Consider the following 14,958-nt stretch of genomic DNA (forward strand, 5'->3'; position numbering starts at 1 on the left):
GAGCAGGCTTGCCCCGCGATTCAGACACCACCTGCCAGGCAAGCCGCACTGGCCTCATCGCTGGCAAGCCCGCTCCCATCCAGCGACCACTCCCGGATCAGTTTCTTGTTGATCTTGCCAACACTGGTCTTGGGAATCTCGCTCACAAAACGTACCTGCCGTGGTATCGCCCATTTGTTCAACCGGCCACTGTCGACGAACTGCTGCAGGTGACGCGCAAGGCCCGGTTGGTCCATCTGCCGGCCCGCCACACACACCACCAGGGCCAAGGGTTGCTCACCCCATTGGGCGTCGGCAATGCCCACGACAGCAACGGCGTCGACATCGCTGTGCTGGCTGATCAGGCTCTCCAGCTCCACCGAACTGATCCACTCGCCACCGGTCTTGATCACGTCCTTGATCCGGTCACGAATCTGTACCACCCCGCGCGCGTTGATGCAGGCCATGTCGCCGGTATGCATCCAGCCTCCCGTCCACAGCTCGGCCCCCTGCTCCGGCGCATTCAGGTAACCCTGGGTCAGCCAGGGCGCCCGTACGACGATTTCGCCCAGGCTTTCTCCGTCATGGGCCACGTCGTTGCCCTGGCCGTCGACGATGCGCAGGTCGACCAGGGGCACCGGTACGCCGGCGTTGATGCGCAGCGGCAGTTGCTGGTCCATGGACAATGCCAGGTCTTCGGCGCTCAGGCAGGTCAGGCTCAGCAGCGGGCAGCTCTCGGACATCCCGTAGCCGCAGTGAACCCGGATACCCCGGGCGCTGGCCCGGGCAGCCAGTCCCTGGGTCAGGGCACTGCCGCCGAGCAGCATTTTCCAGCCGACCAGGTCGGTACGCCGGCCTTCGTCGCAGTCGAGCATCATCTGCAGCAACGTCGGCACGCAGTGGGAGAAGGTCACCTGCTCTTCACGGAACAGCCGCACCAGCTGGTTGGGCTCGTAGCGACCGGGGTACACCTGCTTGATGCCCAGCGCCGTGGCAACGTAAGGCACGCCCCAGGCATGCACGTGGAACATCGGGGTGATCGGCATGTACACGTCGCCCGAGCGCAGCAAGGGCTCCGCCCCGCAGGCAGCGAAGGTGCCCAGCTCGTTGAGGGTGTGCAACACCAGCTGACGATGGGTGAAGTACACGCCCTTCGGGTTGCCGGTGGTGCCGGTGGTGTAGAACAGCGTGGCCAGGGAGTTCTCGTCAAAGTCCGGGAACGCGTACTCGGTGCTCGCCCCGGCCAGCAAGGCCTCGTACTCCCCCACCAGCGGCAGGCTGGTGGCGCAGTTACCACCGTCGCTCAAGCGGACAAAGCGCTCGACGGTAGTCAACTCATCGCCGATCTGTTCCATCAATGGCAGGAAGTCGTCATGCACCAGCACCAGCCGGTCTTCGGCGTGGTTCATGGTGTAGCGGACCTGCTCGGCCGACAGCCGCACATTCACCGTGTGCAGCACCGCGCCAAGCATCGGCACGGCAAAGAAGCATTCCAGAGCGCGGTGGCTGTCCCAATCGAGCAAGGCCACGGTGTCTCCGGGCTTGACCCCGGCCTGGACCAGTACATTGGCCAGGCGCTGGATGCGTTCATTCAGGGTGGTGTAGGTGTAGCGCAGCTTGTCGGCGTAGACGATTTCCTGGCCGGGCTGATAGCGCACGCCCGACAGCAGCAGGCGCTTGATCAGCAGCGGGTAGCTGTAGGCCCCGGGGGCCGGAGGTATGACACGGGTGGTGATCATGTGCGGATCCTTCACAGTTGCTCGGCGTCGAGCAGGTACAGGCTCTGGCTGCCGGCCTTGACGCTGGCGCTCAGGGAATGAATGCGCGGCAGCAGGCGGGCGAAGTAGAAATGCGCGGTGCCCAGCTTGCTCTGGTAGAAGGCGTCCTGCGCCTGCTTGGCCATGGCCACGTCGGCCATCTGCGCCCAGAACCAGGCGTAGAGCGTGTAGCCCAGCACATGCAGGTACTCCACCGCCGCCGCGCCGACTTCCCTCGGGTCACCCTCGGCGCGGTCGAGCACCCAGGCAGTCAGTTCATCCAGGTTGGCCACGGCGGCCAGCAGCGGTGCGCTGAACGCTGCACGCGAAGGCGGCAGGCCGCTGGCGTAAGCCTTGATCTGCTCGGACAGCAGCGCATAGGTGCGACCGCCGTCGGCAACCAGCTTGCGCCCCATCAGGTCGAGGGCCTGGATGCCGTTGGTGCCTTCATAGATCTGGGTGATGCGACAGTCGCGGATCAACTGCTCCTGACCCCATTCGCGGATATAACCGTGGCCGCCGAACACCTGCTGGCCGTGCACGGTGGTTTCCAGGCCCATGTCGGTCAGGAAGGCCTTGGCCACTGGAGTCAGCAACGCCACCTGGGCCTGGGCCTGGCTACGCGTCGCGGCATCCTGGCTGTACTTGGCCAGGTCCAGCTGCTGGGCCACATAGGTGGAAAACGCCCGGCCCCCTTCGTTCAGCGCCTTCATGGTCAGCAGCATGCGACGCACGTCCGGGTGCACGACGATGGGGTCGGCCGCCTGTTCGGGCGCCACCGGCCCGTTGGGCGCGCGGCTTTGCTGGCGCTCGCGGGCGTACTCGATGGCGTTCTGGTAAGAGCGCTCACCCAGGGCCAGGCCCTGGATGCCGACACCCAGGCGCTCGTAGTTCATCATGGTGAACATGGCGTTCAGGCCCTTGTTCGGCTCGCCGACCAGGTAGCCGGTGGCGCCGTCGAAATTCATCACACAGGTGGCCGAGGCCTTGATGCCCATCTTGTGCTCGATGGAGCCGCAGCTCACCGCGTTGGCCTCGCCCAGCGCACCGTCGTCGCCGACCATGACCTTGGGTACCAGGAACAGCGAGATCCCCTTGGCCCCGGCAGGCGCGTCGGGCAACTTGGCCAGCACCAGGTGGATGATGTTCTCGCTCAAGTCCTGCTCGCCGCCGGTGATGAAGATCTTTGTCCCGCTGACCCGGTAGCTGCCGTCGGCCTGGGGCTCGGCGCGGGTGCGGATCAGCCCCAGGTCGGTACCGGCATGGGGCTCGGTCAGGCACATCGAGCCGGTCCAGCGCCCTTCGTACATGGGCGGCAGGTAGCGGGCCCTGAGGGCTTCGCTGGCATGGTTGAGCAACGACAGGCAGGCACCGGCGGTGAGCATCGGGTACAGGGCAAACGACAGGTTGGCGGCATTGAGCATCTCTTCGACCTGGGCACCGATCACCTTGGGCATGCCCATGCCGCCGAACTCCGGCGCGCCAGCCACGCCCACCCAGCCATCGGCGGCGTAGGTGCGGTAGGCCTGGGCAAAGCCGTCGGGGGTGAACACCCGCCCCGCGTCGAAGCGGCAGCCCTGTTCGTCGCCGCTGCGGTTGAGCGGCGCCACCACCTGGGCAATGACCTTGCCGGCCTGTTCGAGAACGGCCCTGGCGGTGTCGGCGTCCACCTGGTCGGCCAGGGCCGGCATCCGCGCCCACTGGGCCGGGATGTCGAAGACGTCGTTGAACAGAAATTCCATGTCGCGCAAAGGTGGACGGTAATCAGACATGTTGCGAACACTCGACTGCTTGGGTTTTAAGAGGCTGCCCCTGGGCAGGTGCCGGGCTGGGTGCAGTGGCCCGCACCTTCTTGTCGGGCAGCAGGAAGTACGACAGTGCCGGGATCAGGATCAGCGCGCCGAGCATGTTCCACAGGAACATGAAGGTCAGCAGGATGCCCATGTCGGCCTGGAACTTGATCGGCGACCAGGCCCAACCCACCACGCCTGCCGCCAGGGTGACGCCGACCAGGCCCACCACCCGGCCGGTGAAGGCCACGGCGTTTTCATAGGCCTGGGACAGCGACATGCCCTTGCGCTGGTAGTGCAGCTGCACACTGAGCAGGTACAGCGCGTAGTCCACGCCGATGCCCACCCCCAGGGCGATCACCGGCAAGGTGGCGACCTTGACGCCAATGCCCATCATCACCATCAGTGCCTCGCACAACACTGACGTGAGCATCAGCGGCAAGACGGCCACCAGGGTGGCGCGCCAGCTGCGGAAGGTAATCAGGCAGAACACGGTCACCGCCAGGTACACCAGCAACAGCATGGTGCGGTTGGCCTCGTGCACCACGATGTTGGTGGCCGCCTCGATTCCGGCGCTGCCCGCAGCCAGCAGGAACTGGCGGTCGTCGCTGCTGTTGGCCTGGGCGAAGCGCTCGGCAATGGCGACCACTTCATTGAGCGTGTCGGCCTTGTGGTCCTTGAGGTAGGCGATCACCGGCATCAGCGAGCAATCGTTGTTGAACAGCTCAGGGGCATTGACCGAAGCCTGCTGCGCCGCGTAGTTGAGTACGTCCTGGTTGCGCTGGATGCTGTTGAGCTTGGGGTTGCCCTCGTAGGTGCCGGCGGTGATCTGGCGTACTGCGTTGGTCAGCGACAAGGTGGTCTGCACCCCCGGATACTGTTGCAGCTCCCAGGCCAGGCGGTCGGCCAGCACCAGGGTCTGGTAGCGCAGGCAGCCTTCGGGGGCGGTCTTGATCATCACCGCGAAGGTGTCGCTGGACAGCGCGTAGTGCCCGGTGATGTAGGCGTTGTCGCGGTTGTAGCGCGAGTCGGCATGCAGCTCCGGGGCACCGCTGTCGAGGTCGCCGATCTTCAGCTGCAAGCTGACCCAGAAGCCTCCTGCCCCCATCAGCGCGGCAATCGCCACGGCGGCCGTGGCCCACTTGCGCGTGGTGAAGCGGTCGAGCAGGTCCCAGAGCTTGCCGAAGCCACGGTGCTCGGCTGCCCGCGAGTCGATCCGCAGCGCACGCTCGGCCGCCTTGCGACCGACACCGATGTACGACAGCGCAACCGGCATCAGCAGCAGCGAAGTGAAGATCAGCACCGCCACGCCGATGCTCGCGGTGATCGCCAGGTCCTGGATCACCGGGATGTCGATCAGCATCAACACGGCGAAGCCCACGGCGTCGGCCAGCAGCGCCGTGACCCCGGCCACGAACAGGCGGCGGAAGGTATAGCGCGCGGCGATCTGGCGGTGGGTGCCGCGGCCGATGTCCTGCATGATGCCGTTCATTTTCTGCGCGGCGTGGGACACGCCAATGGCAAAGATCAGGAACGGCACCAGGATCGAGTACGGATCGATGGCATAACCCAGCCAGGCGACAATCCCCAGCTGCCACACCACTGCGGTCAGCGAACACACCACCACCAGCAGGGTGCTGCGCACGCAGCGGGTATAGAGGTAGATGATCACCAGGGTGGTGACCACCGCCAGGGCGAAGAACAGCATCACCTGGATCAGCCCGTCGATCAGGTCGCCCATCAGCTTGGCAAAGCCGATGACGTGGATCTTGTAGTGGCCCTGCCCGCCGTTTTCGCTGCCGATGGCTTCGTACTGGCTGCGCAGCTGTTCAAGCTTTGTGGAGAAGTCGTGGTAGTCGATGCCCCGGCCGGTGGCGGAGTCCTGGTCGAGCAACGGCACGACCAGCATGCTCGACCTGAAGTCGCGGGCCACCAGGCTGCCGACGATGTTGGCGCGCTCGATGTTCTGGCGCAGTTGCTGGATATCCTCGGCCGAGCCCTGGTAGCTGTCGGGCATCACCGGCCCGCCCTGGAAGCCCTCTTCGGTGACTTCGGTCCAGCGTACCGCCGGGCTCCACAGCGACTTCATCCAGGCACGGTCCACACCCTGGGCCAGGAACAGCTCGTCGTTGATATGGCGCAGGGTCTGCAGGTAGGCCGGGTCGAAGATGTCGCCCCGGGTGTTCTCCACGACGATGCGCAGCGAGTTGCCCAGGCCACGCAGCGACTCGCGGTTTTGCAGGTAGTTCTGAATGTAGGGATGGCTCTGGGGAATCATCTTCTCGAAGCTTGGGCGCAACTCCAGGCGGGTCAGGGCCATGAAGCCCAGCACCAGGGTAACCAGCAGCATGCACACCACGAACGGCAGCCGATGGTTGAACACCAGGCGTTCGAGCAGGTTGCCGGAGCGTGCGTCGAAGTCGCCGAGGTTGCGTATCACCGGCAGGGTGTCTTGTTGGATGTTGGCCATCAGGTTGTTCTCTTGTTATGGCTGCTGCGGTTGTTCGAGGGCCTGGGTGCGCACACCCCGGTCGCCCACCAGCACCAGGTCGGCGGCGCTATCGAATAGCGTTGCGCTGACCGGGGCGCGGGACGCTTGCTCGACCCGCTGGAAACTGGCGCCATCATCGCGACTGACCAGCAGGTCGCCGGCCTGGCTCGACAGCCAGAATTGCCCGCGGCTGTCCACACTGGCCGCGGTGACACTGGTGGCCAGGTGGGTGGGGACCGGCTGCCAGTGCTGGCCCGCATCGAGGCTGCGGTACACATGACCACGCAGGCCGTAGGCCAGCAATACGCCCGGCTTGCCGATGGCACCGAAGTAGGTGCCGGCGTAGGGCGTGTCCAGGCGGGTGAAATGCTGGCCGTCGTCGCCGAGCTTGAGCAGCAGGCCTTGCTCGCCGGTGATGTACAGCGCATCGCCCACCGGGGCCAGGCTGGTCAGGTGCAAGGCCTGGGGGTTGTCGGTGCGCTCGAGCCACGGCGTCCAGTGGCGGCCGCCATCGGCGGTGTACAGCAGCAGGTTGAAGACGCCCACGGCAAAACCGTGCCCGGCGTCGCTGAACCACACGTCGAGCAGCGGTTTGTCGGCGCCTTCGGCCACCAGCCGCTCGCCCTCGCCCACCCACGCGGCCCAGCGCTCATCATTCGGATTCGCCTGGGCCTGGGTGCGGTACCAGGCCAGCACCTGGTCGCCGAGCACGCGACCGTCCAGTTGTTTTTCCCACGTCAGGCCGCCATCGCGGCTGTGCAGGATCACGCCGTCATTGCCCACCGCCCAGCCCAGCTGCGGGGTGGGGAAGCTGACCGCGTTGAGGTCGGCACTGACCGGTACCCGTGCCTGCTGCCAGTGGCTACCGAGGTCGTCGGAATACAGAATGTGCCCGCGCGGGCCCACGGCGACCAGACGCGCGCCGGCCCTGGCGATATCACGCAGCGCGCTGTTCGGCGCCAGCGCACTGGGCATGGCGGGCAAGTCCAGCACATCCACATAGGCGCTTGCCTGTGCCGTGCCTTGCAAGGCAAGCAACGCCACCATCAGCGCCGTCCATCGCTTGAAGCAGTTCATACCCGATCCTCCGGATAGCTCAACCAGGGGCCCGGCATCGCGACGCAATGCCGGGCCGTGCATGCAGGCTTAACGGATGCCCGCACCGGCCAGCGACTCGGGCGACCACTGGGTGCGCGACAGCGGCTCGATGTAGCGAATGCCGCCATAGGCGCCGACCACCCCATTGAGGTTGTAGGTGCCGCCGATCAGGTCGTAGATCATGAACGGCGTGGCATCCGGGGTCTGCTTGTCGTAGCTCTGGCTGAGGAAGGCGAACGAGCCGCGGTACAGCTGGTCGCGGGCGTCGTATTGATCGGAAGCCAGGGCGATCCAGCTGTCTTCGTCTAGGTAGAAGCGGCGCTTGTGGTAGATGTGGCGGGCGCCGTCCTTGAGCTTGCCTTCCACTACCCAGACCCGGTGTTTTTCCCAGCGCACGAACTGCGGCGCCAGGTGGTTGGGGGTGGTCAGCTGCTTGATGTCGGTGTGGTAGGTGAGCTGGTAGGTGTTGTACGGCACGTACATTTCCTGCTTGCCCACCAGGGTCCAGTCGTAGCGGTCCAGGGCGCCGTTGAAGACGAATACGTCATCGTAGGTGCCGGAGCCCGAGGTGCCGGGGTTGGGGGTGTCGTAGGCAAGGTTGGGCGCGAGCTTGACCCGGCGCTGGCCCGGCAGGTACTGCCAGGCGCTGCGCGGCTGCACCAGCGGGTTGGCGGCATCGCGCAGCATCATCGCTTCGCCGGCACGACGGGCTGGCCCGGTGTAGCTCAGTTTCATCTGGTAGTAGGTGTCCTTGGCGCCGATCAGCTTGTTCATGTCCTCGTAGATCGGGTAGCTGATGTTGGCCTGGCCAGTGGTAGACAGGGTCGGCCGGCCGCTGGCGTCGACGTTCCAGGAGTCGTACTTGGCGGTCATGCTCACGCCCTGGTAGCGCAGGAGGAAGTTCCACATGGCCTCGGCACCAGTCTGCGGAATCGGGAACGGAATGCCCGGCAATACGTTGTCGACGGCCGTGCCGCCTTCTTGGCTGCGTGCGCCCACGGCGTTCTTGCGGGTGTTGTCGAGCACCGGTTGCGGCAAGGCGACGGTGCGGTGGGTCGGGTAGACGTCCACTCGAAAGCTCGGGTAGCGCTTGAGCAGCTCTAGGGTGGTCGCGGTCAGTTGACCCTTGTATTGGTCGGCATTCTTGGCGTCGATGACCAGCAACGGCTTTTCGCCGGCAAAGGGGTCGGGGCGCATGCTTTCGCCGCTTTTGTAGCTGGCAGGTGGGGTGACCAGCCCGCCCTGGTAGGCGGGGATCGAGCCGTCGGCGTTAGCGGCCTTTTCGGCGCCGATGGCGGTCAGGCTGGTGCCCAGGCGCGCGGCCTGTTCGGTGGAGACGGCCGCCTGGGCGGTATTGAGGGCAGCCAGCGACAGGCACGTGGCCAACAGTGTGTGCACGTAGTTCATGATTGTTGTTTTCCTGTTTGGTCTGTGGAAGACGGACTCAGAAGGTGGTCTTGAGGGTCAGGTAGAGCGCGCCACGGTCCTCGGTGGTGGCTGCACCGCCGGAGAACGAGGCGTACCCGCCGCCGTAGCAGGTGTAGTCCTGCTCGCCGTCCAGGGCATTGGGGGTCGTGCCATCGGTCTGGCCGTTATTGCACGACTGGGATTTGCCAAAGCCGTCGACATACTTGAGGTCGACGAAATACTGGTTGTACACCGCAGCGCTGACGCCCACGGCGTAGTTGCCGGTGTCTTCGGCGCCACCGCCCTGCACGGGCGAGACACCGTCGAGCCCCATGTTGATCGACAACGGCATGCTCAGGTCGACACCGGGCACCACCTGGTACCAGGTCGGGGTGAAGTTGACGGCGATGCCCCAGTTGTCACGGGTGGGCTTGTCGATGCCGCGGTAGCTGCTCTTGCCCTTGTAGAGGGCCTCGTTGTGGCCATCGAGCTTGAGCAGGTTGCTGTAGAACAACTCGCCCAGCAGCGTGGCGCTGTCGAACAGCGGTGTATCGCCGAGGGTCATCAGGCCGTTGAGGGTCCAGTGCAGGGTCTGGCCGGTGGCGCTCATGCCGTCGCCATCCTCGGGCACGTCGTAGACCACGCCGCTGCTGGGCAGGCGCGGTGGCAGCAGGCCAAAACCGCCGCCCAGGCCGCCGCTACCGGGTGCGCTGACAAGCGCCGGAATGCTCGCCAGTGGCATGTTGTGACGGATGTTCAGGTCACTGCCAACGCTGATGCCGGCCACGTCCTTGGACAGGCTCAGGCCATAAACGTCGATGTTGTCGGCATACGCGAACTGATAGGTTGGGGTTTGCAGCGAGTTGTAGAGGTTGCCCACCGCCCCCTGGAAACTCGCCGGCGGGTTGCCGAACGGCCCACGGGCGACGGTCAGGCCGCGGGTATCGAGCCAGGCCTGCGGCAGGATCTCGGAGGTTTTGCGGTAGTAGAAGCCCAGGGTGCCGCCCAGCCACTCCGGCGACCACTTGGCCATGACACCCCAATCGCCGCGTTTGTCCGGGGTCAGGTCGTGGCCACGGCGGATGCTGGTCAGCGCGCCTTGCACCGGGATCAGCCCCGGTGTGCCGGTATGGCCGAGCAGAAAGCTCTGGGCGCCCTCGCCCACCAGGTCCGAACCGCCATAAAAGGTACCCGCTTCAGGCAAGCGGGCGGCATTCCAGTCGAGGAAGTACTGCGCGCCGATGGTCAATTCCGGGTTCACCAGCAACGAGGTCGACAGCTGATTGCGCGGCACGAACAGCTCCTTGGCTTCGGTGCCGGGCGATGCCGCGAGCTTTGCCAGGTCCAGGCCCGACTGGCCGTAGCTCAGCGAGTGGACCGGGTTGAGCAATGTTTCGCCCCAGAACAGGTTGTGCTGGCCCAGCTTGCCGCTCAGTTGCGAGTTTTCGCCGATGTCGGTGCGCATGAACACGAAGGCATCGAGCACTTCGCCGGATGGGCCGCTGTAGTAGCGCTGGGCGTAGTTGCTCAGGTGCGGGCTGCCCAGTGGCGTACCGGTACCTGGCAGGCCATTGAGGCTCGGGTTGATGCCGGAAGTGTCGCCATTGCCGTTGACGAAGGGGTTGGAATTGGAACCGGTGTTGTCGTAGGCCTTGTCGTACCAGCTGGCGGCACTGACGCGAAACCCCATGTTGCCCTGGTAGATCACGTCCAGCTCGGTCAGCAGGTCGACCCGGTTGGTCACCGTGGTGCCGGCCTTGCGGAAGTTGTAGTCGCCATCGTTGTTGTTCGGGGTGGCGAGCATGCGCTTGTCGGCGCTTTCGGTGCGTACGCCGTAGTTGTACTTGACGGTGTTGTCCAGACGCACGGCCCAGTCTTCACTGCCGGTATCGACTTCGAATGCCTGGGCACCAGGCAGTGCGAGCAGGCTGATGGCGCAGGCCAGCAGGCAGCGCTGTGGGTTCACAGCACGGTGAGTGCGATGTTTTGGCATTGCGATGACTCCACTTATTGTTATTGTTTTTTTCTTCACCCGTCATGTGCGGGTGTTGGTCGAGCATCCGTGCGGTGCGCCGGACTCAGCGGTCCAGCATGTGAATCAGGGCTTCGGCCTTGGGCCAGGGACCGAACCCCGACGCGGGGTTGAGGTGACCGACCGCGCCCAGCTCGAGCAACTGGCTGCCCCAGCCGCGGGCCATGGCGCTGGCGGCTTCGAGGCTGGCCAGGTGATCGTTGCTGCTGGCCGCGACGATGCTCGGAAATGGCAGTCGCGCGCTCGGCAGCGGGCTCCAGCCATGACTGCGCAGGGTGTCGGGGCTTGGGTAGTTGGCAGGCCAGTGCGCCGCCAGGTCCGGGGGCGCCGCCAGCAGCGCGCCCTTGATCGGCCGCTGATAGCGTGCCGCCCAGTGGGCGACCATCAGCACACCGGCGCTGTGCGCCACCAGCAGCACATCGCCGTCGATCTGCTCGAGCTCACGCTGGATCGCCTCGACCCGGGCGTTGCAATCGAGCCCGTCGACCTGCAGCGGCGGCACCGAACGCACCTTGGCCAGGCGGGCCTGGAGCAAGGTCTGCCAATGCTCGGCCACATGATCACGCAGGCCGGGAACGATCAGGACAGTAGCGGCGGTATGCAGTTTTTCCACGTCGGCACCTTGCTCAAGACAGTCCGCTCGCGAGTGTTGGCGAGCGTTTCTGGAGCCACAGTAATCACCCCTCCTCGCAGGCGCTTTACATTGAGCGTCAGTGACTTTTCATTTGATGACAAACGCGAAGGCAGGCGACCGAACCGCCAGTACACCGGCCATTTGCGTCACACCGCCGGGCAGAAAACGGCTTCTCATTTGACGACACACAGGCTATAAGAAGCGACCCGCCACAGAAGCGGGTCGCCTGATGAGAATGCGTGGAAAACAATAAAATGACCGCCCTCGTACGTGCTGCAAGCTTGACCAACTACCTGGAAGTATCCCGCCACCTGGGGCTCAATCCCCATGCCTTGCTGGCCCAGGTGGGCCTGAGCGCCGCGCTGCTCGACGACCCCAACCAGCGCCTGCCCGTTGCCAGTGTCATCACCCTGCTGGAAGAGTCTGCCCAGGCCAGTGGCTGTGAAACCTTCGGCCTGCGCATGGCCGAGCTGCGTCAGTTGTCGGATTTCGGCGAAATAAGCCTGCTGCTCAGCCACCAGCGTACCCTGCGCGATGCCCTCCAAGTGATCGTGCAGTACCGTCATTTGCTCAATGACGCCCTGGCCATTCATATAGAAGAAGCCGGCAAGACCGTGATCATTCGCGAAGAAGTGGTCAGCGACCTGCCCCACCGGGGACGCCAGTCCATCGAGCTGGCCATCGGTGTGATGCTGCGCCTGTGCGCCGCGCTGCTGGGCGCTCACTGGCACCCGATCAGCGCCAACTTCACCCACGCCGCCCCCGCCGACCTGTCGATCCACCGACGCATCTTCGGTTGCAAGCTGGTGTTTGGCAGCGAGTTCAACGGCATCGTCTGCCCGGCGGCCGACCTGGACACCGCCAACCCGCTGGCCAACGAGGCCATGGCACGACTGGCGCAGCGCTACCTGGATACCTTGCAGGCAGGCGGCAAGCTGTCGCTGGAACTGGAAATGCGCAAGACGATCTACCTGCTGCTGCCCATGGGCCGCGCCACCATCGAACAGGTGGCGCAGACCCAGGGCATGAACGTGCGCACCCTGCAACGGCGCCTGGAGGAAATCGGCGTCACGTTCAGCGACCTGATCAATGGCGTGCGCCGCGACCTGGTGATCCGCTACCTGGAAAACCCCAACTATTCACTGGGGCGCATAGCCGACATGCTGGGGTACTCGATGCCCAGCTCCTTCACCCGCTGGTTCATCGCCCAGTTCGGCATGCCGCCGGCCACCTGGCGGGCCCAACATGGCGTGCAGATGCGCTAGTAGTCGTAGCGGTCGACGGCACGCCGGCGCTCGTTGTCATCGCGCATGTCGTAGTTGGCGGTAGTCTGGATATTGGTGTGGTGGGCCAGCTTTTGTGCGATCGACAGGTCGTGCTCCTCGATCACCCGGGTGATGAACGAGCGGCGAAAATCGTGCGGCATGATCTTGACCCCCACCTGGGTGCCGCGCTGGCGGGCAATGTAGTAGATCGCATGCTTGGTGATGCGCTCGCGGGTGATGTGGCTGCCACGGCGGATGCGATTGAAGAGGAAATCGTCGTCAGCCTGGCCCTCTGGCAGGTGCTCGCGGCGAAAGGCCAGCCAGGCGTTGAGCTTGTCGAACGCCCAGGTGGGCGCGTACTTGATCAGTTGCTTGTTGCCCTTGCCGAGGACCTGCAGGCTACGCTCGTGGAAATCGACCTGGGCGAGGCTCAGGTTGACCGACTCGGATTTGCGCATGCCGGTGCCATACAGCAAGGCGATCACCGCGGCATCGCGCAACCCCTGCGGACGAGGGTCGGCGGCGCAGGCATCCATCAGTTCGCGGATCAGGCTGCGCTTGAGGTTGCGCCCGGTGGGCAGGCGGCTGCCCTGGGTCGGCTTGACCGTGCGGATGCGCAACAACTGTTCCTGGTCGATCAGGCCCAGGCGCCAGGCCTCGTTCATCACCCCGCGCACGGCGTTGACGTACAGCGAAGAGGTGTTGGGGGCATAGCCGTCGGACCGCAAGGCGGCAACCAGTGCCGTGACATGACCCGGTTCAAGCTGGTGCCAGGGCACCTCGACGATGTCGCAATCCTCGAAACCCAGCCGGTCGGCGGCATCCTGGAGGATGTACTTCATGGTCAGCTGGCTGGAAGGCGCCAAACGGGCGAGGTATTGCAGCAAGGGGTTGTGCAGTGAATCGGACAAACCGGAAATCCTGTAAAACTGAAGTCATAATGACTGCATCAGGTCATTTTGACTTGAATCGACCAGGGTCTAAATGACCCACATCATGACCAGGCCCTTGATAGACAACAGGTTTATACCTGGCACGTTTCGTGATGTTACCTCATCAGTCCTACCGGAATCGATTGAGGGCAAAATCATGGCCACCCTGTTCAGTCACCCCCGCCGCCTGTTGCTGCTGTCTAGCTACCTGCTGTTGGCCGGCCTCGCCCTGCTGACCGTTGGTCTGTTGCTCGCCTACGGCTGGCAGGCTCGCCTGGCGATTGCCACCCAGGTACTGGGCCACAGCCTGGTGATCCTCGGGCCGACCCTGCTCAAGGTTGGGTACGTATTGCGCCTGGTCGCCCAACATCAACTGCACAAGGAGTGCCCTCATGCACTGGCTTGAACAACAGCCACTCTGGCGACTGGGCTTTCGCCCGTTCTTTCTCGCCGGCAGCGTCTTCGCGCTGCTGGCGATCCTGCTCTGGGCCCTCTGGCTGACAGGGGCGATTGGCCTTGCGCCGGGCGGCGGGATGCTGGCCTGGCACCGGCACGAGATGCTGTTCGGCTTTGGCGCGGCAATCATTGCCGGCTTCCTGCTCACTGCGGTGCAGAACTGGAGCGGCCTGCCCGGGCTCAAGGGGCGCCCGCTGCTGGCGCTGGTGCTGGTCTGGCTGGCGGCGCGCCTGGCCTGGTTCAGCCCCCTGCCCTTGCCCGCGCTGGTCGTGCTGCAGGCAATGTTCCTGCCGCTGGTGGCGCTGACACTGGCCCGGCCGATCATCCGCCGCAAACTGCGCAACAATTATCCGATCATCGTCATGGTGCTGCTGCTCGCCGGCTGCCAGTGGCTGGCCCTGGCAGGCCTGCTGCAGGCTGACGAGGCACTGCAACGGCGCGGCACACTGGCCGGGTTGTGGCTGATCGGGGCATTGATGACCGTGCTTGGCGGGCGGGTCATTCCCTTTTTTACCCAGCGCGGCCTCGGGCTGGCTACGCAGCCGGCGGCCAGGCCCTGGCTGGAGCGCCTGACCCTGGTCGTCAGCCTGGGCGTGGCGCTGCTGACCGCGGCTGGCTTCAACCAGGTGCCGACGCTGCCGATGGCCGGCGCCTTCCTGCTGCTCAGCGTCTTGCACGGACTGCGGCTGAGGCGCTGGTACGCACCGGGGGTGCGCAAGGTACCGCTGCTGTGGTCGCTGCACCTGGCGTACCTGTGGCTGCTGCTGGCGAGCCTGGGCATGGCGGCCTGGCACCTGGGGCTGGGCCTGAACCAGAGCCTGGCCAGCCATGCCCTGAGCGTCGGCGCCATGAGCGCGATGATCGTGGCCATGATGGCACGGGTGAGCCTCGGCCACACCGGCAGGCCCCTGCAGGTACCGGCGGCGATTGTCGGCGCCTTTGTCCTGGTACAACTGGCGGCGCTGCTGCGGATCGGCCTGGTGCCCTTCAGCAGTTGGGGGCTGGGCCTCTCGGCACTCTGCTGGGTGCTGGCGTTCGCGTTGTTCGTGCGCCACTACGCGCCGATTCTCTGCGCGGCGCGGGTGGATGGCCAGCAGGGTTGAGCCCCGGCGCGGCC

Annotated in this window: 11 protein-coding genes; 3 read left to right on the forward strand and 8 right to left on the reverse strand. The window is 65.1% G+C overall.

Annotation, left to right across the window (positions count from 1 at the left end):
• Positions 1 to 20 precede the first annotated feature (20 nt).
• The 7 genes from NPS58_RS14705 to NPS58_RS14735 all read right to left on the reverse strand — a co-directional run bounded on the left by NPS58_RS14705 (position 21) and on the right by NPS58_RS14735 (position 11,167).
• Positions 21 to 1,718: a fatty acid--CoA ligase gene (locus NPS58_RS14705; RefSeq protein ID WP_274116083.1), complete on the reverse strand. Its 1,698-nt coding sequence runs from the start codon at positions 1,716 to 1,718 to the stop codon at positions 21 to 23.
• 11 nt (positions 1,719 to 1,729) lie between these two features.
• Positions 1,730 to 3,508, reverse strand: a complete 1,779-nt coding sequence (locus NPS58_RS14710; RefSeq protein ID WP_274116084.1) for an acyl-CoA dehydrogenase C-terminal domain-containing protein — start codon at positions 3,506 to 3,508, stop codon at positions 1,730 to 1,732.
• Positions 3,501 to 5,996, reverse strand: coding sequence for an efflux RND transporter permease subunit (locus NPS58_RS14715; RefSeq protein ID WP_274116085.1), 2,496 nt, complete (start codon positions 5,994 to 5,996; stop codon positions 3,501 to 3,503). The genes NPS58_RS14710 and NPS58_RS14715 overlap by 8 nt, the downstream gene beginning before the upstream one ends.
• Before the next feature lie 15 nt (positions 5,997 to 6,011).
• Complete coding sequence (locus NPS58_RS14720; RefSeq protein ID WP_274116086.1) at positions 6,012 to 7,094, reverse strand: WD40/YVTN/BNR-like repeat-containing protein; 1,083 nt, start codon at positions 7,092 to 7,094, stop codon at positions 6,012 to 6,014.
• 69 nt (positions 7,095 to 7,163) lie between these two features.
• A complete protein-coding gene (locus NPS58_RS14725; protein ID WP_274116087.1) occupies positions 7,164 to 8,522 on the reverse strand; it encodes a DUF1329 domain-containing protein in 1,359 nt (452 codons plus the stop codon).
• A gap of 37 nt (positions 8,523 to 8,559) precedes the next feature.
• Positions 8,560 to 10,515: a DUF1302 domain-containing protein gene (locus NPS58_RS14730; RefSeq protein WP_274116088.1), complete on the reverse strand. Its 1,956-nt coding sequence runs from the start codon at positions 10,513 to 10,515 to the stop codon at positions 8,560 to 8,562.
• Positions 10,516 to 10,600: 85 nt separating this feature from the next.
• Entirely contained in the window at positions 10,601 to 11,167 is a 567-nt protein-coding gene (locus NPS58_RS14735) for an RBBP9/YdeN family alpha/beta hydrolase (RefSeq protein ID WP_274116089.1), read from the reverse strand.
• 275 nt (positions 11,168 to 11,442) lie between these two features.
• On the opposite strand from NPS58_RS14735, the gene NPS58_RS14740 reads away from it, so the two are divergent.
• Entirely contained in the window at positions 11,443 to 12,453 is a 1,011-nt protein-coding gene (locus NPS58_RS14740) for an AraC family transcriptional regulator (protein ID WP_274116090.1), read from the forward strand.
• Here the strand turns inward: NPS58_RS14740 and NPS58_RS14745 are convergent.
• Complete coding sequence (locus tag NPS58_RS14745; RefSeq protein ID WP_274116091.1) at positions 12,450 to 13,364, reverse strand: site-specific integrase; 915 nt, start codon at positions 13,362 to 13,364, stop codon at positions 12,450 to 12,452. The genes NPS58_RS14740 and NPS58_RS14745 overlap by 4 nt on opposite strands.
• A gap of 178 nt (positions 13,365 to 13,542) precedes the next feature.
• Between NPS58_RS14745 and NPS58_RS14750 the strand changes: the two genes are divergently transcribed.
• Both NPS58_RS14750 and NPS58_RS14755 read left to right on the forward strand, forming a co-directional pair.
• Positions 13,543 to 13,791, forward strand: a complete 249-nt coding sequence (locus tag NPS58_RS14750) for a transmembrane sensor/regulator PpyR (protein ID WP_274116092.1) — start codon at positions 13,543 to 13,545, stop codon at positions 13,789 to 13,791.
• Entirely contained in the window at positions 13,778 to 14,944 is a 1,167-nt protein-coding gene (locus tag NPS58_RS14755; RefSeq protein WP_274116093.1) for an NnrS family protein, read from the forward strand. The genes NPS58_RS14750 and NPS58_RS14755 overlap by 14 nt, the downstream gene beginning before the upstream one ends.
• Positions 14,945 to 14,958: the final 14 nt, after the last annotated feature.

This window comes from Pseudomonas putida (assembly GCF_028682455.1).
GTDB classification, from domain to species: domain Bacteria; phylum Pseudomonadota; class Gammaproteobacteria; order Pseudomonadales; family Pseudomonadaceae; genus Aquipseudomonas; species Aquipseudomonas putida_AA.